19 protein-coding genes and 1 riboswitch are annotated in these 20,699 nt (G+C 67.0%); of the genes, 3 read left to right on the top strand and 16 right to left on the bottom strand.

What is annotated here, in order from left to right:
* Positions 1–33: 33 nt before the first annotated feature.
* The 10 genes from ACF8LI_RS11830 to ACF8LI_RS11785 all read right to left on the bottom strand — a co-directional run bounded on the left by ACF8LI_RS11830 (position 34) and on the right by ACF8LI_RS11785 (position 10,057).
* Positions 34–1,089 (bottom strand): porin, encoded by a 1,056-nt coding sequence (locus ACF8LI_RS11830; RefSeq protein WP_392414294.1) that lies wholly within the window; start codon positions 1,087–1,089, stop codon positions 34–36.
* A 323-nt stretch (positions 1,090–1,412) separates the two neighbouring features.
* On the bottom strand, positions 1,413–1,760 hold the full coding sequence (locus ACF8LI_RS11825) for an L-rhamnose mutarotase (RefSeq protein WP_392414293.1): 348 nt from the start codon (positions 1,758–1,760) through the stop codon (positions 1,413–1,415).
* A gap of 16 nt (positions 1,761–1,776) precedes the next feature.
* Positions 1,777–2,553, bottom strand: a complete 777-nt coding sequence (locus tag ACF8LI_RS11820) for an SDR family oxidoreductase (RefSeq protein ID WP_392414292.1) — start codon at positions 2,551–2,553, stop codon at positions 1,777–1,779.
* Positions 2,554–2,569: 16 nt separating this feature from the next.
* Positions 2,570–3,481, bottom strand: coding sequence for an amidohydrolase (locus tag ACF8LI_RS11815; RefSeq protein ID WP_046241208.1), 912 nt, complete (start codon positions 3,479–3,481; stop codon positions 2,570–2,572).
* 3 nt (positions 3,482–3,484) lie between these two features.
* Positions 3,485–4,762, bottom strand: a complete 1,278-nt coding sequence (locus ACF8LI_RS11810) for an L-fuconate dehydratase (RefSeq protein ID WP_392414291.1) — start codon at positions 4,760–4,762, stop codon at positions 3,485–3,487.
* A 7-nt stretch (positions 4,763–4,769) separates the two neighbouring features.
* The gene (locus tag ACF8LI_RS11805; RefSeq protein WP_016453840.1) at positions 4,770–5,660 is read right to left on the bottom strand and encodes a fumarylacetoacetate hydrolase family protein; all 891 of its coding nucleotides are present in this window, start codon (positions 5,658–5,660) and stop codon (positions 4,770–4,772) included.
* An 18-nt stretch (positions 5,661–5,678) separates the two neighbouring features.
* Complete coding sequence (locus ACF8LI_RS11800; protein WP_043791062.1) at positions 5,679–6,428, bottom strand: SDR family oxidoreductase; 750 nt, start codon at positions 6,426–6,428, stop codon at positions 5,679–5,681.
* A 53-nt stretch (positions 6,429–6,481) separates the two neighbouring features.
* Positions 6,482–7,498 (bottom strand): ABC transporter permease, encoded by a 1,017-nt coding sequence (locus ACF8LI_RS11795; RefSeq protein WP_392414290.1) that lies wholly within the window; start codon positions 7,496–7,498, stop codon positions 6,482–6,484.
* Entirely contained in the window at positions 7,488–9,017 is a 1,530-nt protein-coding gene (locus ACF8LI_RS11790; RefSeq protein ID WP_392414289.1) for a sugar ABC transporter ATP-binding protein, read from the bottom strand. Before ACF8LI_RS11790 ends, ACF8LI_RS11795 begins: the two co-directional genes overlap by 11 nt.
* A gap of 17 nt (positions 9,018–9,034) precedes the next feature.
* The gene (locus ACF8LI_RS11785) at positions 9,035–10,057 is read right to left on the bottom strand and encodes a sugar ABC transporter substrate-binding protein (protein ID WP_074923168.1); all 1,023 of its coding nucleotides are present in this window, start codon (positions 10,055–10,057) and stop codon (positions 9,035–9,037) included.
* A 271-nt stretch (positions 10,058–10,328) separates the two neighbouring features.
* On the opposite strand from ACF8LI_RS11785, the gene ACF8LI_RS11780 reads away from it, so the two are divergent.
* Positions 10,329–11,129, top strand: coding sequence for an IclR family transcriptional regulator (locus tag ACF8LI_RS11780; RefSeq protein WP_392414288.1), 801 nt, complete (start codon positions 10,329–10,331; stop codon positions 11,127–11,129).
* A gap of 25 nt (positions 11,130–11,154) precedes the next feature.
* Here ACF8LI_RS11780 and thiC read toward each other — a convergent pair whose 3' ends face one another.
* From thiC to ACF8LI_RS11760, 4 genes are all read right to left on the bottom strand, one after another.
* Positions 11,155–13,098, bottom strand: coding sequence for a phosphomethylpyrimidine synthase ThiC (thiC, locus tag ACF8LI_RS11775; protein ID WP_034368871.1), 1,944 nt, complete (start codon positions 13,096–13,098; stop codon positions 11,155–11,157).
* Positions 13,099–13,363: 265 nt separating this feature from the next.
* Positions 13,364–13,489, bottom strand: a riboswitch (TPP riboswitch).
* Positions 13,490–13,551: 62 nt separating this feature from the next.
* Positions 13,552–14,214, bottom strand: a complete 663-nt coding sequence (locus ACF8LI_RS11770) for a nitroreductase (protein ID WP_343740312.1) — start codon at positions 14,212–14,214, stop codon at positions 13,552–13,554.
* A gap of 62 nt (positions 14,215–14,276) precedes the next feature.
* Complete coding sequence (gene cysE, locus ACF8LI_RS11765; RefSeq protein WP_016449662.1) at positions 14,277–15,101, bottom strand: serine O-acetyltransferase; 825 nt, start codon at positions 15,099–15,101, stop codon at positions 14,277–14,279.
* Positions 15,102–15,136: 35 nt separating this feature from the next.
* Positions 15,137–15,964, bottom strand: a complete 828-nt coding sequence (locus tag ACF8LI_RS11760) for an RNA methyltransferase (RefSeq protein ID WP_312841073.1) — start codon at positions 15,962–15,964, stop codon at positions 15,137–15,139.
* A 216-nt stretch (positions 15,965–16,180) separates the two neighbouring features.
* Between ACF8LI_RS11760 and ACF8LI_RS11755 the strand changes: the two genes are divergently transcribed.
* A complete protein-coding gene (locus ACF8LI_RS11755; protein WP_016449664.1) occupies positions 16,181–17,095 on the top strand; it encodes an inositol monophosphatase family protein in 915 nt (304 codons plus the stop codon).
* Positions 17,096–17,522: 427 nt separating this feature from the next.
* Here ACF8LI_RS11755 and fusA read toward each other — a convergent pair whose 3' ends face one another.
* Entirely contained in the window at positions 17,523–19,625 is a 2,103-nt protein-coding gene (fusA, locus tag ACF8LI_RS11750; protein ID WP_392414287.1) for an elongation factor G, read from the bottom strand.
* A gap of 258 nt (positions 19,626–19,883) precedes the next feature.
* On the opposite strand from fusA, the gene ACF8LI_RS11745 reads away from it, so the two are divergent.
* Complete coding sequence (locus ACF8LI_RS11745; RefSeq protein ID WP_012204227.1) at positions 19,884–20,234, top strand: helix-turn-helix transcriptional regulator; 351 nt, start codon at positions 19,884–19,886, stop codon at positions 20,232–20,234.
* Between the two features lie 37 nt (positions 20,235–20,271).
* Here the strand turns inward: ACF8LI_RS11745 and ACF8LI_RS11740 are convergent, their stop codons facing one another.
* Positions 20,272–20,676 (bottom strand): hypothetical protein, encoded by a 405-nt coding sequence (locus tag ACF8LI_RS11740; protein WP_392414286.1) that lies wholly within the window; start codon positions 20,674–20,676, stop codon positions 20,272–20,274.
* Between the last annotated feature and the right edge of the window lie 23 nt (positions 20,677–20,699).

Genomic DNA, 20,699 nt, shown 5'->3' with positions numbered 1-20,699 from the left:
GCCGGCAACCTCCGCCAAAGTGCCCCGCCCCTGTCAGAACGAATGCGCCATGCCCAGGTACAGGCCGGTCTGGCTGCCGCCCGGCGCCGGGTTGTTGTTGGTGGTCTCCACCGAGAAGTTCGCATTGCCGCCATTGCGCACATTGCCCACGCTGGCGTACAGCAGCGTGCGCCTGGACAGCGCGTAGTCGGCACCCGCCATGAACAGGTTGGCGCTGCCGCCGCCGTTGTTGACCGTGGTGCGGTAGCCCGCCCCGATCAGCGTCAGCGGGCCTGACACCTTGTAGCGCGCACCCATCCAGTACTGCCGCGCCTTGTTGGGCACGCCGGCCGCGCTGTCGGGCGCAGACAGCTGCTCATAGCCCGCGAACAGCTTGAGCGCGGACAGCGTCACCGTGCCGCCCAGCGTCAGGTTGCGGGAGGTGGTGTAGAGATCGCTGAAACGGCCATTGGCATCGCGGGCCACATCGTAGATGGCGCGCAACTCGAACGTGGGCGCGGTATAGGACACCGATAGCGCATCCTTGCGCAGCCGCGATGCGCCCTGCGGCTGCTCGCCCAGGCCGGTCAGCGCCAGCACGCGCAGGCCGCCCCAGCTGGGCGTTTCGTACGAGACCATGTTGTCATGCCCGCCCCAGTTGCGCCCCCGCACCAGCGTGGCCGAGCCGATGAACTGCTGGCCCGTGGGGTCCAGCGCCCAGTGCGCATCCGAGATCGACAGGTCCTTGCCCAGCTTCAGCGTGCCCCAGCCGCTGCGCAGGCCCACGAAGGTGCGGCGGTTGAAGAAACCTGCGCCGTTGAACCTGGCATCGTCGATGCTGAAGCCCGACTCCAGCGTGAACAGCGCATGCAGCCCTCCGCCCAGGTCCTCCTCCCCCTTGAAACCCAGCATGCTTGTGCCCCACTGGTTGCCCACGGCCCGCCACAGGCTGCCGGAGCCCCCCGTGGCCGGGTCGTACACATTGCTCTGGTAGTCCACCCCCGCGACCACACGCCCATAGAGCGTGACCGAACTCTGGGCCTGGGCCGCCAGGGCCGTGCCCAGCACCAGCGCGGCCAGGCCAGCGCTGCGGATCATGCGTTTATTCATCTCCCTCTCCTCCTTGACATTGCCGATTGGCGAAAATCCCCATGGCCGCAGCACGGCTGCCATGGGGAGCAGCTTGAAACCGGTCGCCAGCCCCTTTTCTTGTGCTTCTTGTTCTTGTGCTTCTTGTTATTGCGGGTGCATGCAGCCCCGTGGTTGCGATGCCCTGCAGGCTGCTTTCATGAATTCTCCGCAGGGATGGCGCCAGGCCTGAGCGATTCATGCGCAGACCTATGCATTTGCGGCGCGGGCGCCCCGGTGTTTTCCCCTGGAAGGGGGTTGAGCGACGTTCGGGGATGGGGCATGGCCGACGGATGCTCAGTCGCTCACTCCTGCGCAGAATCCTCCAGCCGAAAAATGCAGGCCATGGGCGTCCACTTGTCTCCAGGTGGTGTCCACGGCGTGGGGGCCTGAAAGGCCCACATCAGGTCTTCCCATTCGCACAACTTTGGATCGGTGGCGGAGGCAAGGGCCATGGCCCGGGCGTCATGCACTGCGTCATCGGTGTCCATGACCATCACCATGCGCGTGCCAAGGCGGTGGATTTCCATGCCGACCACGCCATGGCCGCGCAGATGCGCTTCCACCTCGGGCCAGATCCTGCGATGCAGGGCTTCATAGCGGGCGATCAGCGCCGAGTCATCCCTGAGGTCGAGTGCAAGGCATTGGCGCATGGCATCTCCATGGTGGTCAGGTCAGCGCGCGGTCCAGGTGGGTGTAGCCGCCATCGACAAACAGCCATTGCCCCGTGGTGTGCGATGCCCGCTCGGACAGAAGAAAGACGACCGTGTCCGCAATCTCCTCGGCCGCCGTCATGCGCCGGCCCAGCGGAATCCGGGCGCTGATCTGTTCCAGCTGGCGCTCGGGGTCGTCGAAGCGGCCCAGCCAGTGCAGGTACATCGGCGTCATCACCTCCGCGGGCACCACGGCATTGACGCGCACGCCATCGGCTGCCAGCGCGGCAGCCCATTCGCGCGTCAGCGAGAGCTGGGCCCCCTTGGCCGCGCAGTAGCCGCTGGCCTGGCCCTGCCCGGTCAGCGCGGTCTTGGACGAGATGTTGACGATGGAGCCACGGCTGGCCTTGAGGTGTGGCAGGCAATGGTGGGCCATGACGTAGTAGTGCACCAGGTTGGCCTGCAGCGAGCGCACGAAGGCGTCGCGCCCTGCCTCCAGGCCCACGCCGTCATTGATGCCCGCGTTGTTCACCAGGCCGTCGATGTGGCCGCAGTCCGCCGCAGCGCGGGCCACCATCTCCCCGCATGCCTGTTCATCGACCAGGTCGAAGCGGAAGTGGCGGGCCCGGGGCTGCAGCTCCATGAGCTGCGCCTCGAACCGCGCGCACATGGTGTCCTTGCCGCAGATCAGCGGAATCGCACCTTCACCGGCCAGCCGCAGCGAGATGGCCGCCCCGATGCCGCTGGCACCGCCCGTGACGATGAAGGTCTTGTCTTTCAGGTTCAGGTCCATGCTGCCTCCCATGTGGTCAGGTCATGCCTTGCGGATGCAGGCCGTAGCAGCGCGCGGCGGTGCCGCCCCACAGCGCCTCGCGCTCGGAGGCCGACAGCCGCGACGACGCCCAGCCATCCACCAGCTCAAAGACCGTGGCGTATGGCGCGGCCAGCAGGCAGACCGGCCAGTCGGAGCCAAACATCAGCCGCTGCGGACCGAACACCTGCAAGGCCATATCTAGACAGCGCAGCAGGCAAGCCCTGCCTGCCCCATCCAGCCCGGCGCGCCAGTCGGCCTCGGTCACTAGGCCCGAGAGCTTGCAGGCCACATGCGGCAGCGCGGCAAAACGCCCCAGCCGCGCCTGCCAGTGGCCGAATGCGGCCTGTTCCCGGGCCAGCACGGCCAACGGGGGCTTGCCCAGATGGTCCAGCACCAGCCAGTGCGCGTCGTGCCGTGCGCAGAAGGCGGCAGCCGCCTCCATCTGGTGATGGAAGACGAGCAGGTCATACGCCCAGCCCTGACGCTGCAACAAGGCCATGCCGCGCCCGAATGCGGCGCAGCCCAGAAAGGCTGCGGCATCGGGCTCGTCCTGCACCTGATGGCGCCAGCCGCACAGCCTCGGCTCGGCACGCCAGTCCTGCAGGCGCTCGCCCAGGCCCTCGCAGGTCAGGTCTTCCCACCCCACCACGCCGCGTATCCAGTCATTGCGCCGCGCCAGCTCCAGCAGGAACCGCGTCTCATCGACCGTGGCGCGCGCCTGCACGGCGATGGCGCCCGTGAAGCCGCAGGCAGACAGCTGGGGCAGGAGATGGCCGGGTGTGCGGTCCACCGCCAGGGCCCGCATGTCCGCGCCTATCCATGGATAGTCCCCGGCGCTGTAGCGCCAGAAATGCAGGTGTGCATCGATGCGCGGATGCAAAAGTGAATGGGAATGGGACAGGGCCATGGCTCAGGCCTGGAAGCGATACCTGGCCAGAGATTCCGGCTTCATCGTGATGGAAAAGCCGGGCGCACCGGGAGGCATATAGGCCGCATTGCGTACCACGCAGGGATCCACGAAGTGCTCGTGCAGATGGTCCACGTACTCGATCACGCGCCCCTCACGCGTGCCGGACACGCAGACGAAATCGATCATGGACAGATGCTGCACATACTCGCAAAGGCCCACGCCCCCGGCATGCGGACACACGGGCAGACCGTACTTTGCGGCCAGCAGGAGTACCAGCAGCACCTCGTTGACCCCTCCCAGCCGGCAGGCGTCGATCTGCACCACGTCGATGGCGCCACGCAGGATGAACTGCTTGAAGAGAATGCGGTTCTGGCACATCTCTCCAGAGGCGACCTGGACCGGGGCAACGGCTTCGCGCACCGCGCGGTGGCCCTCCACATCGTCAGGGCTGGTCGGCTCCTCGATGAACCAGGGCCTGGCAAAGGCCAACTCCCGCACCCAGCCGATGGCCTGCCCCACCTCCCAGGCCTGGTTGGCGTCGATCATCAGCTGGCGGTCCGGCCCCAGCACCTCACGCGCAATGGACACGCGCCGGATATCGTCCTGCAGGCTGCGCCCCACCTTGAGCTTGACGTGGTTGAAGCCGCCGGCCACCGCCTCGCGGCACAGGCGGCGCAGCTTGTCGTCGTCATAGCCCAGCCAGCCGGCCGAGGTCGTGTAGCAGGGATAGCCCTCGCGCTCCAGCACGCCGATGCACTCGGCCTTGCGCGGCGACTGGCGATGCAGCAGCTCCAGCGCCTGGGCTTCGGTCAGGGCATCCGTCATGTAGCGGAAGTCCAGCGCGCGGACGAACTCCTCGGGCGTGAAATCGGCGACCAGGCGCCACAGCGGCTTGCCCTCGGCCTTGGCCCACAGGTCCCACACGGCATTGACCACGGCGCCGGTGGCCAGGTGCATCGCCCCCTTGTCCGGGCCGATCCAGCGCAACTGGCTGTCGGAGGTGATGTGGCGCCAAAAGCGCCCCATGTCCTGGCGGACCCAGTCAAGCTCCACGCCCTCCACCAGGTGCCGCATGGCCTCGATGGCGGCGCAGCAGACCTCGTTGCCGCGACCGATGGTGAAGGTCAGCCCGTGCCCCTCAAGGCCGGGCGTATCCGTCTCCAGGATCACATAGGCGGCGGAGTAGTCCGGGTCCGGGTTCATGGCGTCAGACCCATCCAGGTGACTGGAGGTCGGAAAGCGCACATCGAGCACGCGCAGGCACAGGATTCGCGTCATGGTCTTCTCAGGCCTTGCCGGTTGTCGAGGGATGCGGTTGCACGCGGGCCGCCACCATGGTCTGGCGCTGCTCGCCCAGGCCGGCGATGCCCAGCCGCATGGCCTGCCCGGCACGCAGATACATGGGCGGCTTCTGGCCCATGCCCACGCCCGGCGGCGTGCCGGTGGAGATCACATCGCCCGGTTGCAGGCTCATGAAGCGGCTCAGATAGCTGACGAGAAAGGCCACGCCGAACACCATGGTGGCCGTGCTGCCGTCCTGCATGCGCCGGCCGTCCACATCCAGCCACATGCGCAGCGCCTGCGGATCGGGCACCTCGTCGGCCGTGACCAGCCAGGGCCCCAGCGGGCCGAAGCCGTCGCAGCCCTTGCCCTTGTCCCAGGTGCCGCCGCGCTCGAGCTGGTACTCGCGCTCGGAGATGTCGTTGACCACGCAATAGCCCGCCACGTGCCGCATGGCCCGGGCCTCGTCGATATGGCGCCCGCCCTGGCCGATGACCACGCCAAGCTCCACCTCCCAATCCGTCTTCACGGAGCCGGGCGGAATCTCGATGGCGTCGTCCGGGCCGCAGATGGCACTGGTCCACTTGCCAAACACCACGGGCTCGGGCGGCACCTGCATGCCGGCCTCGGCCGCATGGTCCGAGTAGTTGAGGCCTATGCACACGAACTTGCCCACCCGCCCCACGCAGGGGCCCAGGCGCAGCGTGTGCTGCGGCACGCCTTCCACCAGGGGCAGTTGCAAGGGGTCCAGGGCGGCCAGTTGCGCCAGGCTGTCCGGCAGCAGCACAGGGCCGGCAATGTCGTCCACCACGCCCGAGAGGTCGCGCACACGCCCTTGCGCATCGAGCAGGCCCGGTCTTTCATGGCCCCTGGGGCCGTATCGCAGCAATTTCATGGCGCGCTCCTGTGCAGTTCAGTTGGACCAGCCACCGTCGATCACGCTCAGCGTGCCGGTGACGAAGCGGGATTCATCGCTGGCGAGATAGGTGGCCAGCGCGGCGATTTCCTCGGGCCGACCCACCCGCCCCATGGGCTGGCGCGCCACGAAGGCGGCGCGCACCTGCTGCAGCGGCACGCCCTGCTGCCGGGCCTGGCCGGCGATGCGCGCCTGCAGCGACGGGGACTCCACCGTGCCAGGGCAGATGGCGTTGCAGCGTATTCCCTGCGTGACGAAGTCGGCCGCCACGGCCTTGGTCAGCCCGACCACGGCAGCCTTGGTGGCGCCATAGGCATGGCGAAGGGGCACGCCCTTCACGCTGGAGGCCGCGGACGACATGTTGATGATCGAGCCGCCGCCCTGGGCCAGCATGGCGGGCAGCAGGGCGCGGATGATGCGGTGCATGGAGGTGACGTTGAGCTGCCACGCAAAGGCCCAGTCCTCGTCGCTGCAGTCCAGGATGCTGCCGTGGTGCACGAAGCCCGCGCAGTTGAGCAGTGCGTCAAAGGCCCTCTCCTGCCCGGCCAGTGCCAGGATGTCTTGCGCATCGGTCACATCCAGCCGCCGCGTACGCAGGCCGTCCCGTCCCTCCAGTTCTGCCAGCGCCTGCATGTCGATGTCGGTGGCCAGCACGCTGGCCCCCTCGCGGGCAAACATCAGCGCGCAGGCACGCCCTATGCCCTGCCCGGCTGCGGTGACGAGAATGTGTTTTCCGGCGAGTCTCATGGAGCCATTCCTTCCCTTGAAAAGCTTCTGCATGGGCGATTCGCGGGCCGCGCCTATTGCTGCTGCTCACCTGCGAGCCGGGCCAGCATCAGGGCGCCGAGGATGATGGCGCCGTAGATCGCCTGTATCCAGAACGATGGCACCTGGGCCAGCGTCAGCAGGTTCTGCACCACGCCCAGCAGCAGCACGCCGCACAGCGCGCCCGACATGGAGCCCTTGCCGCCATCGAGCGAAATCCCGCCGATGACGGCCGCCGCGAACACCGTGAAAATCATCGAGCTGCCCTGGTTGGCATTGATGGCGCCCACATAGCCCGTGACCACCAGCCCGCCCACTGCGGCCAGCACACCGGCCAGCACGAAGACGCCCCAGGTAATACGGTCCACATTGATGCCCGCCGCGCGCGCCGCATGGGGGTTGCCGCCAATCGCATACAGCGCGCGGCCCAGCCGGTGGTGACGCAGCACCACGGCGGCCGTGCCAAACGCCAGCGCCGCCAGCCAGACCGACAGCGGCAGCCCCAGCAGCGTGGCCGTGGCCAGGGCGAAGAAAGGCTGCGGCATGTCGAACAGGGTGCCGCCCCTGGTCGCGCCCACCAGCAAGCCGCGCAGCACGATCAGCATCGCCAGCGTGACGATGAAGGCATTGAGCCGCAGCCTGACGACCAACAGGCCATTGAGAAAACCCGTGCATGCGCCTACGGCCGCGATGGCCAGCAGCCCCGCCGCCACCGGCCATTCCGTGCCAAAGCCTCCCGAGGCTGCAGGAATCGCCAGCATGGCGCCCACCGCCGGCGCAATGCCCACCGTGGACTCCACCGACAGATCGAACTTGCCCGTGATGATGATCAGCGACTCCGCCAGCACCACCAGCGCCAGGGCTGCGGAGGCCCCCAGGATGCTGACCAGGTTGGCCGGTGTCAGAAAGCTGGGGCTGGTCAAGGCTCCCAGCACGAACAGCAGGGCCAGCGCAGGCACCAGTGCATAGTCGCGCAGCCGGTGCAGGGCGAGCCGCCCGGCGGCCGGCACGGGCACAGCCGTGTTCGGCGAGACAAAGGCTTCAGTGCGCATGCAGGCTCACTCCTTCCATGGATGCAATCAGTTCACCGTCGTCCCAGCCTCTGGCGAGTTCGGCCACCACATGGCCATGCGACATCACCAGCACGCGATCGCAGATGCGCAGGTCGTCCAGCTCGGTGCTCGCCAGCAGCACGGCCCGACCCAGCCTTCGCTCACCCTCCACCACGGCCAGCAAAGCCTGCCGGGACTTCACATCCACACCCGCAGTGGGATCGATGAGCACCAGCACATCGGGCTCGCTGGCCAGGGCGCGCGCCATCACCACCTTCTGCTGGTTGCCGCCCGACAGGCCGGACACGGCCTGCTGCGGCCCGCTGGCCGCCACATCCAGTGCGCGCATGGCCGCCAGCGCCGCGGCCTGCCTGCGCGATGGCGCGATGAACCCGAACCGGCCCAGCCTGTCCATGATGGTCATGGTTGCGTTCTCGGCAATGGACTGCCCCGGCACCAAGCCCTGGCGGTGCCTGTCCTGCGGCACGCAACCCACGCCGTGCGCCAGCGCGGCGCCCACATCGCCGGGCGGCAGCACGCGGCCCGACACCAGGATCCGGCCTGCCGTGGTGCGCCGCAGGCCCGCCACCGCCTCACCCACAGCCGTGCGCCCGCTGCTGGTGGAGCCTGTCAGCCCCACGATCTCGCCACGCCGCACCTGCAGGCTGACAGCCCCGAAACCCTTGCCGCACACCTGCTGCAGCGCCAGCACCACGGGGGCAACGCCCGTGCCCCAGCCTGCCGGGGGTGCGTGGGCGGCGCAAGACGCGCCGGCCAGGCTGTCCCGCTCGCCGGTCATGGCCTCGATCAGTGCCTGCCGGGGCAGCTGCGCCACCGGCGCCGTCACCACATGGCGAGCATCGCGCAGCACGGTGACCGTCTGGCAAATCTCATAGATCTCCTGCAAGTGGTGCGAGATGAAGAGAAACGTGACGCCGCCTTGCTGCAGATCGTGCACGCGCCTGAGCAGCCGCCGCGTCTCGTCGTGGTCAAGCTGCGCCGTGGGTTCGTCCAGGATGATGAAGCGCGCGCCCAGCGACAGCGCCCGCGCGATCTCCACCAGTTGGCGGGCTTCCACCGTCAGATCCCGGGCCAGCGCATCCTCGTGCACATCGATCTGCCAGGCATCCAGCAAGGCCCTTGCCTCGCGCCGCAGCACGCGCCAGGAAATCCAGCCATGGCGTAGCGGCTGCCGGTTGATGAACAGGTTCTCGGCGACCGACAGCTCGCCGATGATGGTCGAATGCTGGTGGACACAGGCCACATGCTGGCACCAGGCCATGCGGTCGGTCACCGCAGGCGCGGGCTGGCCGTTGAAGCGGATGCTCCCCGTGCCGGGCTGGTGCAGGCCGGTCAGCAAGGCGACCAAGGTGGACTTGCCTGCGCCGTTGCGGCCAGCCAGTGCATGCGACTCGCCCGGCATGACCGCCAGGCTCACATCGTGCAAGGCCGTCGTGGAGCCGAAACGCAAGCCGAGCCCACGCGCCTCCATCACCGGCGTGCCCGGTCTGTCAGCCATGAATCCGGGGAGTATCGTCATGGCTGGTTGGCCCACAGCGACTTGTCGTCCACGTTCTCGCGCGTCACCACGGGTGCGGGCAACTGGTCCTCCAGAATGCCGGGCGCCACCTCCACGATGCGGCTGCCATGCGGGGTGGGCCCGGGCTTGAACGACTGCCCTGCCAGCGCTGCCTTGATGTAGTACAGGCCGTACTTTGCGTAAAGATCGGCGGGCTGCGAGATGGTGGCGTCGATCTCGCCCCTGCGGATGGCATCCAGCTCCTGCGCGATGCCGTCGTTGCTGATCACCACGATGTGCCTCGGATCGCCGGCCGGACGCAGCAGCCCCCTGCGCCGCAGCGTCTGCAGCGTGGGCGCCAGATAGACGCCGCCTGCGTGCATGTAGATGCCCTTCAGGTCCGGATGCGCGGACAGCAGGCCGTCGAGCGCGGCGGCGGCGGCATCGGACTTCCAGGCCGCGGGAATCTCCAGCACCTGCAGCGCCGGGAAATCCTTCATGCAACTGCGGAAGGCCTCGGCCCGATCACGGCCGTTGACCGATGCCAGGTCGCCCATGATCTGCACCACCTTGCCCGCCTTCACCTGCGCGCCCAAGTACTGGCAGGACCGCGTACCATAGGCGCGGTTGTCGGCACGCACCACCATCGCCACCTTGCCCCGGGTAGGCGCCACGTCCACCGCCACCACAGGAATCTTCCCCTGCTCGGCCAAGGCGAGCGCTCGACCAATGGCCGCCGAATCCAATGGCGCCACCACCAACCCCTTGGCGCCGAGGTTGATCAGATTGGCCACGTCGGTGATCTGCTGGGCCGGGTCCTGGTTGGAGTTCACCGGCGCCAGGATGTCGACCCCAAGGGCCTTGGCCATTTGCGGGAGGTAGCCGTTGTAGGCCTGCCAGAACGGCGAGGTCAGCAGTGGCAGGTTGACCCCGATCCTGCCCTGCGCCGGGCCAGGTTCCGCCGCCAGCGCCGGCCCCGCGCCGGCCAGCGCCGCCACTGAAGCCAGCGCGGCTACAGCAGACATGAGCCGGCAAAGCATTGCGGAACATCCGGCCGGAACTTGGAAAACGCCGAGCAGTGCAGCCATGGAAAGTGCCTCCTCATGTGTGCCGGGACTCCGGCGGTGCCGCTGGATCGCCTTTTTGCCGATGGCGCGTGGCACATCGCTGGGGTGATTCATTCATCCATGAATTAATTATTTATAAATAAACCTCACTTCGGCAGCTATGGTTTACCCAGCCCACGCACCGCTTGCGCAGGTCCGCAGCAAAAACAGGACTTGTCCTATCCCGAACGTAAGATCTGCACGCATGAGCAAAGCACTGGACAACGCAGAAGACGGCGAGCGCTACCGCGCGCCGGCACTGGACAAGGGGCTGGACATCCTGGAGCTGCTGGCCGAGCACCCCGATGGCCTGACGCGGGCCGAGATCGTCAAGGAACTGGGCCGGGGCCCCAGTGAGATCTACCGCATGCTCGAGCGGCTGGTGGCCCGGCAATATGTGATGCGCTCGGCCGGCGGCGACCGCCATGCGCTCAGCCTCAAGATGTTCGCGCTGGCGCACCGCCACCCGCCCGTCAACCGCCTCGTGACCCAGGCGCTGCCCGTCATGGATGCCTATGCGCGGCAGGCCGAGCAATCCTGCCACCTGGGCCTCTACGACCGTGGCAATGTCCTGATCGTGGCCCAGGTCCCCGGCCCCGGGAACTGGGGCCTGTCAATCAGGCTGGGCGCACGCGTCGGGCTGCTGGACACCGGGTCAGGCCATGTGCTGCTGGCCTGCCAGACACCCGAACGCCGCGCGCAGATGCTGGCCGAGCACACGGCCGTGGACGGCGAGGTCTCCCTGCCCGAAGCGGAACTGCGCGAAACAATGGAGCAGATTCGCAGCACGGGCTACAGGCAGAGCGAAAGCCTGCAGTCCTATGGTGTGGTGGACATCTCCTGCCCCATCCTCGGACCCGATGGTCAGGCCCTGGCCGTGCTGACATCTCCCTATATCCGCCGCATCGATGGACATGCGGGCCCTTCGCTGGATGGAGCGCGCGAATGCCTGTTGCAGGCGGCACAGGAGTTGTCGTTGAACCGGCAGCCGCGCGACGGCCAGTGAGCCGCGCGCAGCCTGCCGGCTGGCGTCAACGCGCCGTCGTATCGCTGCTGGCCGCCACGATGGGGATATAGAACTCCCCGCCGGCACGGTTGAATTCCTCGGCCTTGGCCTGCATTCCGGCGGCAATGCCTTCCTGCTCGGCCACGCCCTTGGCAGCGGCGAATTCGCGCACTTCCTGGGTGATCTTCATGGAGCAGAACTTGGGGCCGCACATGGAGCAGAAGTGCGCCACCTTGGCGCTGTCCTTGGGCAGGGTTTCGTCGTGGTAGGCCTGGGCGGTGTCGGGGTCCAGGCCCAGGTTGAACTGGTCCTGCCAGCGGAAGTCGAAGCGGGCCTGGCTCAGCGCGTCGTCGCGGGCGCGGGCGCCGGGGTGGCCCTTGGCGACGTCGGCGGCGTGGGCGGCGATCTTGTACGCGATGATGCCCTGCTTGACGTCGTCGCGGTCGGGCAGGCCCAGGTGTTCCTTGGGCGTGACGTAGCACAGCATGGCGGTGCCGAACCAGCCGATCATGGCCGCGCCGATGGCGCTGGCGATGTGGTCGTAGCCGGGCGCGATGTCGATGGTCAGCGGGCCCAGGGTGTAGAACGGCGCCTCGTGGCAGTGCTTGAGCTGCTCGGTCATGTTGGCCTGGATCATGTGCATGGGCACGTGGCCGGGGCCTTCGATCATGGTCTGCACGTCGTGCTTCCAGGCCAGCTGGGTCAGCTCGCCCAGGGTCTGCAGTTCGGCGAACTGGGCTTCGTCATTGGCGTCCGAGGCGCTGCCGGGGCGCAGGCCGTCGCCCAGCGAGAAGCTGACGTCGTACTGCTTCATGATGTCGCAGATGTCCTCGAAGTGCTCGTACAGGAAGCTCTCGCGGTGGTGGGCCATGCACCACTTGGCCATGATGGAGCCGCCGCGCGAGACGATGCCCGTGCGGCGCTGGGCCGTGAGGTGGATGTAGGCCAGGCGCACGCCGGCGTGGATGGTGAAGTAGTCCACGCCCTGCTCGGCCTGCTCGATCAGGGTGTCGCGGAAGATGGGCCAGGTCAGGTCCTCGGCAATGCCGCCCACTTTTTCCAGCGCCTGGTAGATGGGCACGGTGCCGATGGGCACGGGCGAGTTGCGGATGATCCAGTCGCGCGTGGTGTGGATGTTCTTGCCGGTGGACAGGTCCATCACGTTGTCCGCGCCCCAGCGGATGGCCCAGACCAGCTTCTCGACCTCTTCCTCGATGCTGGAGGTGACGGCCGAGTTGCCGATGTTGGCGTTGATCTTGACCTTGAAGTTGCGCCCGATGGCCATGGGCTCGATCTCGGGGTGGTTGATGTTGGCCGGGATGATGGCGCGGCCGCGCGCCACTTCGTCGCGCACGAATTCGGGCGTGATGATCTTGGGGATGGCAGCACCCAGGCCGTTGCCGGCCAGGCGCGCCTCGCGCGCGGCGTCCTGCTGGTACTCGGCCATCCATTCGCGGCGGCCGTTCTCGCGCAGGGCCACGTATTCCATCTCGGGCGTGATGATGCCCTTGCGCGCGTAGTGCATCTGGGTGACGTTGCCACCGCTCTTGGCGCGGCGCGGCTGGCGCTGCAGCGAAGCGGCCTCGGCCCGCAGGCGGGCCACGCGCTCGTCTTCCTCGCCGCGCTTGCCGCCGTCGTCCAGGGCCTGCCGCAGGCGGCCGGCGTAGTACTCGCTGTCGCCGCGCGACTCGATCCAGGCATTGCGCACGCCCGGCAGGCCGCTGCGCACGTCGATGGCCACGGCCGGATCGGTGTAGGGGCCCGAGGTGTCATAGACGCTGACCTGCTCGCCATTGGTCAGCTGGATATCGCGCACGGGCACGCTCAGGCCGGCATGCAGGCTGCCTTGCAGATAGCTCTTGGTGGAGGCCGGGAACGGCTTGCGCGACTGCGCCAGCAGGTCGGAAAAACGCTGTGCGTCGGGAGCTTCGCCGGCTGCGGGGGTGAAGATGGAATCGGGAGCGTTCATGTCGGGTTCCTTGCGTTCAAAGCGTCGATCAACAACGCTCCGGGAACCGGACACTCCTTGGGCTGTGCCAAAGGCCGCGCACCGGGCTATGCCAGTGTGGGCCTGCCAGGGCCGTATGGCCTTGGCCCCTGGTTGCCACGCACGCCAAGGCGCACGAGCAGCCTTGGTTGGCAAGGGCCGATGTGCGTTGGATGGTGGCCTGCCTGGCCGTTGCGGCCCTGCGTGTATCCGCCGTGGCGGATTTCCATCCTCTGACTTCGGCCCCGCTTCAGGGTCCCGCTCTTCTTCCGCCGGTATCAACCGGATCAAGTTCGTCGGGTTCGCCGCCTGGCCCATGCAGCGCATGGACCGGTTGGCATCTCAGTGCATCAGCACACCCCGGAGCAGCGGCAAGTATAGGGGATGGTTGGAGGCCCATCGCCTGCGGGTTTGCCCAGGGGCCATGCGCCGCCGTCAGTCAAAGCCGCGCAGCGCACCCCATTCGGCCAGCGGAGCGCGCGTGGCGCGCCAGCCGTTGATGGGGGCGCTCTTGTCCTCGTAGCCCAGCGCAATGCCGAAGGCCACGTGGTAGCCCTCGGGCAGCGCCAGCGCCTGGGTCACGGCGTCGTTGTAGCGGCGCCAGAAGCCCTGGGCGCAGGTGGCCAGGCCATTGGCGCAGGCCAGCAGCATGAAGGACTGCAGGTAGATGCCCAGGTCCACCCATTGCGGCAGGCCCATGCGCTCGTCCACCGCCACGATCAGGCCCACGGGCGCGCCGAAGAACTGGCCGTTGCGCGCCAGCTGCTCCAGCCGCGCGGGCTTGTCGTCGCGCGGAATGCCCAGCGACTGGTACAGCTCTTCGCCATTGGCAAAGCGCCGGCTGCGGTAGGGCTCCCAGAGGTTGGGCGGGTAGGACAGGCCGGGCTGGGCGTCCTGGGGCTCGGCTTCGGCAACGGCGGTCAGCAGTTGCTGCAGCGGCTCGCCCGTCAGCGCCAGCACGCGCCAAGGCTGCAGGTTGCCGCCCGAGGCCGCTTGTGCCGACTGTTCCATCAGGGAGCGCACCAGGGCCGCATCGGGCGACTGGGGCAGGAAGGCGCGCACGGAGCGGCGCGCATGCAAGGCCTGTTCAACGTTCATGCTGGTCGGAGTCTCCGGTCTTCTTGGGGGATCTTGGGGATCTTTGGTGATCTTGTGCAGGCCTACTTGCCCATGATCTGGTCGATCTTGTCCTTCTGGAAGGCCTGCGGGCGCTCGGATTCGCAGGGCACGCAGTCGCCCACCTTGCTGCCGGCCGAGAGCTTGGCAATGGCCTCCCACAGCAGCGCGATCTGCTGCTCATGCGCGGCCGCGCCATCGCTCAGGCCGCGCATGGCCTGGGCCACGGGGTCCATTTCCTGGGTGATGCCGTAGGCCGTGAACGGCTGGGGCGCGGCAGAGGCCGGGACCTTGATGGACTCGGCCTTGGCCGATGCCGGGTCGTGCTCGGTCACATCGGCGCTATGGCCGTTCTTGCTGGCAATGATGCGCGCCGGAATGCCCACCGCCGTGGCGCCTGCGGGCACGGGCTTGATGACCACGGCATTGCTGCCGATCTTGGCACCGTCGCCCACCTCGAAGCCGCCCAGCACCTTGGCACCCGCGCTGACCACCACGTCGCGGCCCAGCGTGGGATGACGCTTGGCGCCCTTGTACAGAGAGGTGCCACCCAGGGTCACGCCGTGGTAGATGGTGCAGCCGTCGCCGACCACGGCCGTCTCGCCGATGACGACGCCCATGCCGTGGTCGATGAAGACGCGCTCGCCGATGACGGCGCCGGGGTGGATCTCGATGCCCGTGAGCCAGCGGCCAATGTGCGAGATGAAGCGCCCCAGCCACTTGAGGCCATGGTTCCAGCACCAGTGCGCCGGGCGTTGCAGCCAGATCGCATGCAGACCCGGATAACAGGTGATGACCTCCCAGGTGCTGCGTGCCGCAGGGTCGCGGTCGAGGATGCACTGGATATCGGAGCGCAGGCGGTCAAGCATCTAGGGGCTGGTTATTGTTGACAAGACCGCTCAGTCTAGCGTTTCGGTGGGGTGCTCTGCAGCATGGCCTTCGCAACACCGCGCAGGATGTGGATTTCCTCGGCGGTCAGTTGCGAGCGGTTGAAAAGCTGGTTGAGGCGCGGCATCAGCTTCTTGGGCGCGGCCGGATCCAGAAAGCCGATATGGGCCAGCGCCTGCTCCCAATGGCCCAGCATGCCGGCCACCTGGGCCGCGTCGGCGCGCTGCGGCGCGGGCGTGTGCTCCACCACGGGAAAGCCGCCCAGCGCCTGGCGCCACTCGTAGGCCACCACCTGGATGGCCGCCCCCAGGTTCAGCGAGCCGAACTGCGGATTGGACGGAATCGACAGCGCCACATCGCTGCGGTAGACATCGTCGTTGCTCATGCCGAAGCGCTCGCAGCCGAACAGGAAGGCCACGCCCGACTGGTTGCAGCGCGGCGTGGGAGCCTGTGCCGACACGGATGCATCGGCAGGCGCCGCCGCTTCATCGGGCGCATCGGCCTCATCGGGCGCAGCCAGCACATCCAGCGCCCCGCTGAGCAGCAGCTCGAAATGCTGGCGCGGCGTGCGCGTGGGCGGGCCGAAGTCGCGCGGCGTCATGGCCGTGGCGCACAGGTGGCTGATGCCGTCCAGCGCCTCCTCCAGCGTCTCGACCACGCGCGCATTGCCCAGCACGTCCAGCGCGCCGCTGGCCCGCTGGATGGTCTCTTCCTTGCGCAGCACGTTGGGCCAGCGCGGGCGCACCAGCACCAGGTCGTCAAAGCCCATGGTCTTCAGGGCGCGGGCGGCGGCGCCCACATTGCCGGCGTGGCTGGTTTCTATCAGTACGAATCGGGTTTTCATGGCGTCGCTGGCCTGCCGGCGCCGGCAGAGCCCCCAAGACGGGACAGGTTGCGCAGCACAAAACGGACAAGGCGGGTAAAATTGCGCGCTATTGTCGCCGCCCCGCATCGCCGGACGCGGCTTTTTCCGTTCTTACCCGCGTCAAACAGCCTGCTTTTGCCAGAGAGGACCGTCCTCTCCTTGCACAGCCGCTGCTCCGCCTACGCCTCACAATCTATGTCGACCAACCTGCATCCCATGCTCAACGTGGCCATCAAGGCCGCACGCGCCGCCGGCGCCATCATCAACCGCGCGGCTCTTGACGTGGAATCCGTGCGTGTCGCACAAAAGCAGGTCAACGACTTTGTGACCGAGGTGGACAAGGCGGCCGAGCAGGCCATCATCGAAACCTTGCTGGGCGCCTACCCGGGCCACGGCATCCTGGCCGAGGAATCGGGCAACGAGTTCGGCGCCAAGAACTCCGACTACGTCTGGATCATCGATCCGCTGGACGGCACCACCAACTTCATCCACGGCTTCCCCGTGTACTGCGTGAGCATTGCCCTGTCCTTCAAGGGCAAGGTGGAGCATGCCGTGGTGTACGACCCCTCGCGCAACGACCTGTTCACGGCCACGCGCGGCCGCGGCGCCTACCTGAATGACCGCCGCATCCGCGTGTCCAAGCGCATCCAGCTCAAGGACAGCCTGATCTCCACCGGCTTCCCCTTCCGCCGTGGCGACAACTTCAAGCAGTACATGAACATGCTGGGCGACGTGATGCAGGAAACCGCAGGCGTGCGCCGCCCCGGCGCCGCCGCGCTGGACCTGGCCTACGTGGCAGCCGGCTTTGCAGACGGCTTCTTCGAAAGCGGCCTGCAGATCTGGGACGTGGCCGCCGGCAGCCTGCTGGTGACCGAGGCCGGTGGCCTGGTCGGCAACTTCACGGGCGAGGCGGATTTCCTGGAGCAGAAGGAATGCCTGGCGGGCAATCCGCGCATCTATGGTGCGCTGGTCGGCATCGTTGGCAAGTACAGCAAGTTTGCTTCTGCTGGGGAGAAGGCGGGTGTGCGGCAGGCGCTGTCTGATTCTGGAGAGGCGGCTCCCGTCGCTGATGCTGAAACTGCTGAGTCTGAGCAGCAGCCTGAGGCTTGATTTCGGCTTCTCCTCTCTTATGAAAAACAGCTCCTTCAAGGAGCTGTTTTTCGTTGGGCGTGGGTTCGGTGCGCTTTTTGCCCCTGCCGGGGGGTGGCTTTTCGGGGTCGGGTCTCGGCCCGGCGGCCGACTGCCCTTTCTTGATTCGCCAAGAAAGGTCAGATCAAAGAAGGCGACCCGAATGTCCACGTCCCTTCGCTTCGCTGCGGGCAACCTGCGCCGGGCCGCCTGCGGGGTTCGCCGTGAAACTCGTTGCGCGCTGCGCGCTTCACTCAAACATCACGGCGAGTCAGTTGACGAGGCAGTCCTGTCCTTCGGCAGGACTGCAACCCCGCAGGCGGCCCGACGCAGGCGTGGGCATACGGGAGGGGTGAGGGGGGCCAGGGTCAGGGACAGCATGCTGCCCGCTGCACGTTTGCCGCCTCTTTTACCTCGCGCGTGCGTTGATCACGGCCTCGGCCACGTTGCGCGGTGCTTCGGCGTAGTGCTTGAACTCCATGGAGTAGGTGGCACGGCCTTGCGTTTGCGAGCGCAGGGAGGTGGCGTAGCCGAACATTTCGGACAGCGGCACTTCGGCCTTGATGGACTTGCCGCCGCCGGCCATGTCGTCCATGCCCTGCACCATGCCGCGCCGCGAGGACAGGTCGCCCATGACGGTGCCGGCGTAGTCCTCAGGCGTCTCGACTTCCACGGCCATCATGGGCTCCAGGATGACGGGGCTGGCCTTCTTGGCAGCTTCCTTGAAGCCGAAGATGGCCGCCATCTTGAAGGCCATTTCGTTGGAGTCCACGTCGTGGTACGAGCCGAAGGTCAACGTGACCTTGACGTCCACCACGGGGTAGCCGGCCAGCACACCGGAAGTCAGGGCCTCGACCACGCCCTTTTCCACCGCAGGGATGTACTCGCGCGGCACCACGCCGCCCTTGATGGCGTCTACGAACTCGAAGCCCTTGCCGGGTTCCTGCGGCTCCACCGTGAAGACCACGTGGCCGTACTGGCCCTTGCCGCCGGACTGGCGCACGAACTTGCCGTCCACATCGGTGACTTTCTTGCGGATGGTCTCGCGGTAGGCCACCTGGGGCTTGCCCACGTTGGCTTCCACGTTGAACTCGCGCTTCATGCGGTCCACGATGATTTCCAGGTGCAGCTCGCCCATGCCGGCAATGATGGTCTGGCCCGATTCCTCATCGGTGCGCACGCGGAACGACGGGTCTTCGGCCGCCAGGCGCGACAGGGCGATGCCCATCTTTTCCTGGTCGGCCTTGGACTTGGGCTCCACGGCCTGGGCGATGACGGGCTCGGGGAAGACCATCTTCTCCAGCACGATGGGCGCGGACGGGTCGCACAGGGTCTCGCCCGTGGTCACGTCCTTCAGGCCCACGCAGGCGGCAATGTCGCCGGCGTGGATTTCATCGACCTCCAGGCGTTCATTGGCATGCATCTGCACGATGCGGCCGATGCGCTCCTTCTTGTCCTTGACGGAGTTGAGCACGCTGTCGCCCTTGTTGAGCACGCCCGAGTAGACGCGCACAAAGGTGAGCTGGCCCACGAAGGGGTCGGTCATCAGCTTGAAGGCCAGGGCAGAGAACTTCTCGCTGTCATCGGCATGGCGCACGATGATGGAGCCGTCTTCCGCATGGCCTTCCACGGGCGGCACTTCCAGCGGCGAAGGCATGAGCTCGACCACGGCGTCCAGCAGGCGCTGCACACCCTTGTTCTTGAAGGCCGAGCCGCACAGCATGGGCTGGATCTCACCCGCAATGGTGCGCAGGCGCAGGCCGCGCAGGATGTCGGCCTCGGGCAGGTCGCCCTCTTCCAGGTAGCGGTTCATCAGGTCTTCGCTGGCCTCGGCAGACGCCTCCACCATGGACTCGCGCCACTTCCTGGCGTCTGCCACCATGGCTGCGGGAATGTCCTGGTACTCGAACTTCATGCCCTGCGTGGCCTCGTCCCAGATGATGGCCTTCATCTTGAGCAGGTCCACCACGCCGGTGAACTGCTGCTCCGCGCCAATGGGCAGCACGATGGGCACCGGGTTGGCCTTGAGGCGGTCGATCATCATCTGCCGCACGCGCAGAAAATCCGCGCCCGTGCGGTCCATCTTGTTGACGAAGGCCAGGCGCGGCACCTTGTACTTGTTGGCCTGGCGCCAGACCGTCTCGGACTGCGGCTGCACACCGCCCACGGCGTCATAGACCATGACGGCGCCGTCGAGCACGCGCATGGAGCGCTCCACTTCAATCGTGAAGTCCACGTGGCCCGGGGTGTCGATGATGTTGATGCGGTGCTGGTCAAAGCGGCCGTCCATGCCCTTCCAGAAGCAGGTCGTGGCCGCCGAGGTGATGGTGATGCCGCGCTCCTGCTCCTGCTCCATCCAGTCCATGATGGCGGCGCCCTCGTGCACCTCGCCCAGCTTGTGGCTCACCCCGGTGTAGAACAGGATGCGCTCGGTCGTGGTGGTCTTGCCGGCATCGATGTGCGCGGAGATACCAATGTTGCGATAGCGTTCTATGGGGGTGTGGCGGGCCATGAAAGGACTCCTGGGTGCTGATAAGCGTTGATGCGTGGATCTGCCGTGGGCTGGGATTCTCGCGGGGGTTGAATGAGGGTTGATGACAATTTGAATGTACGAAGACAATCGTACTATCTTCCGCAACTTCTTGCAGAACGATTCATGTTTTCACCGCGCCATGCCCCTGTCTGCCAGATAACTGCCCGCGCCACGCCGCATCAGCGACGTGCGGCATTGCTTCCATGGCACAGTGGCGCCCCATCGACTGGACGATTCATGCTTGCCAACCACCCCGACCGCGAACAGATACGCCTGGAAAACCTGCTCAACGCCCTGGGCAACCCCCTGCGCCTGGCCGTGGTGCGCGCGCTGGCCGCAGGCCATGAGCGCGCCTGCGGCTCGCTCTTGCAAGGCCAGTCCAAATCCACCATGACCCACCACTGGCGCGTGCTGCGCGACAGCGGCGTGATCTGGCAGCGCCCCGATGGCCGCGAAAACCTGCTCTCCCTGCGCCGCGAAGATCTGGATGCGCGCTTCCCCGGCTTGCTGGACGCACTGCTGCAGGCCCTGGCCGAAGACCCGCTCACCGAACAGGCCACGGCCGCCCACCTCAAACCCTGCCCCTGAAGCCCGGCCCCTGCAACGCAGGCGGCAGCCCTGCGCCCTATCCCTTCACGGCAAGCGCCGCCGCCACGCCCTCATCCGCAAACCGCTTGGCCGCCTTGAGCAGATAGCTCACGGCATAGAGGATGGGGTCATCGGCCTCATCGCCATTGAGATGGTCCACCACCTCGACGGCATAGCCCAGGTCCACCGCCGTGTCGTGCAGCAGGCCCAGCAGTTCCTTGTCCTGCGGCTCCAGCGACTGCGCCTGATCGGCCTTGGCGTAGTAGATGCGCAGCAGGTCGCGGCAGACGCAGTTGATGGCCGTGATGTTGTGGCGGGCGTGCAGGTCCAGAACATCCAGGGCGGCGCCCAGGTGCAGGACGGCGTCGATGGACAAGTCTTCGAGGTTGGGTTGGGAGGGCGGGGTTGAGCGCTCCGTCGAAGCTTGCTTTGCATGAGTCATGTCGCGCAATTCTTAGTTCAGGG

Source organism: Delftia sp. WSY_12 (assembly GCF_043104645.1).
In the GTDB taxonomy this organism is placed as follows: Bacteria; Pseudomonadota; Gammaproteobacteria; order Burkholderiales; family Burkholderiaceae_C; genus Comamonas; species Comamonas tsuruhatensis.
This window is presented reverse-complemented; position numbering and strand designations above follow the sequence as displayed.

Bases quoted from the DNA above. Each gene is read 5' to 3' on its own strand.
- ACF8LI_RS11830 (WP_392414294.1), bottom strand. From the start codon at position 1,089: ATGAATAAACGCATGATCCGCAGCGCTGGCCTGGCCGCGCTGGTGCTG.
- ACF8LI_RS11825 (WP_392414293.1), bottom strand. From the start codon at position 1,760: ATGCGCCAATGCCTTGCACTCGACCTCAGGGATGACTCGGCGCTGATC.
- ACF8LI_RS11820 (WP_392414292.1), bottom strand. From the start codon at position 2,553: ATGGACCTGAACCTGAAAGACAAGACCTTCATCGTCACGGGCGGTGCC.
- ACF8LI_RS11815 (WP_046241208.1), bottom strand. From the start codon at position 3,481: ATGGCCCTGTCCCATTCCCATTCACTTTTGCATCCGCGCATCGATGCA.
- ACF8LI_RS11810 (WP_392414291.1), bottom strand. From the start codon at position 4,762: ATGACGCGAATCCTGTGCCTGCGCGTGCTCGATGTGCGCTTTCCGACC.
- ACF8LI_RS11805 (WP_016453840.1), bottom strand. From the start codon at position 5,660: ATGAAATTGCTGCGATACGGCCCCAGGGGCCATGAAAGACCGGGCCTG.
- ACF8LI_RS11800 (WP_043791062.1), bottom strand. From the start codon at position 6,428: ATGAGACTCGCCGGAAAACACATTCTCGTCACCGCAGCCGGGCAGGGC.
- ACF8LI_RS11795 (WP_392414290.1), bottom strand. From the start codon at position 7,498: ATGCGCACTGAAGCCTTTGTCTCGCCGAACACGGCTGTGCCCGTGCCG.
- ACF8LI_RS11790 (WP_392414289.1), bottom strand. From the start codon at position 9,017: ATGGCTGACAGACCGGGCACGCCGGTGATGGAGGCGCGTGGGCTCGGC.
- ACF8LI_RS11785 (WP_074923168.1), bottom strand. From the start codon at position 10,057: ATGCTTTGCCGGCTCATGTCTGCTGTAGCCGCGCTGGCTTCAGTGGCG.
- ACF8LI_RS11780 (WP_392414288.1), top strand. From the start codon at position 10,329: ATGAGCAAAGCACTGGACAACGCAGAAGACGGCGAGCGCTACCGCGCG.
- thiC (WP_034368871.1), bottom strand. From the start codon at position 13,098: ATGAACGCTCCCGATTCCATCTTCACCCCCGCAGCCGGCGAAGCTCCC.
- ACF8LI_RS11770 (WP_343740312.1), bottom strand. From the start codon at position 14,214: ATGAACGTTGAACAGGCCTTGCATGCGCGCCGCTCCGTGCGCGCCTTC.
- cysE (WP_016449662.1), bottom strand. From the start codon at position 15,101: ATGCTTGACCGCCTGCGCTCCGATATCCAGTGCATCCTCGACCGCGAC.
- ACF8LI_RS11760 (WP_312841073.1), bottom strand. From the start codon at position 15,964: ATGAAAACCCGATTCGTACTGATAGAAACCAGCCACGCCGGCAATGTG.
- ACF8LI_RS11755 (WP_016449664.1), top strand. From the start codon at position 16,181: ATGTCGACCAACCTGCATCCCATGCTCAACGTGGCCATCAAGGCCGCA.
- fusA (WP_392414287.1), bottom strand. From the start codon at position 19,625: ATGGCCCGCCACACCCCCATAGAACGCTATCGCAACATTGGTATCTCC.
- ACF8LI_RS11745 (WP_012204227.1), top strand. From the start codon at position 19,884: ATGCTTGCCAACCACCCCGACCGCGAACAGATACGCCTGGAAAACCTG.
- ACF8LI_RS11740 (WP_392414286.1), bottom strand. From the start codon at position 20,676: ATGACTCATGCAAAGCAAGCTTCGACGGAGCGCTCAACCCCGCCCTCC.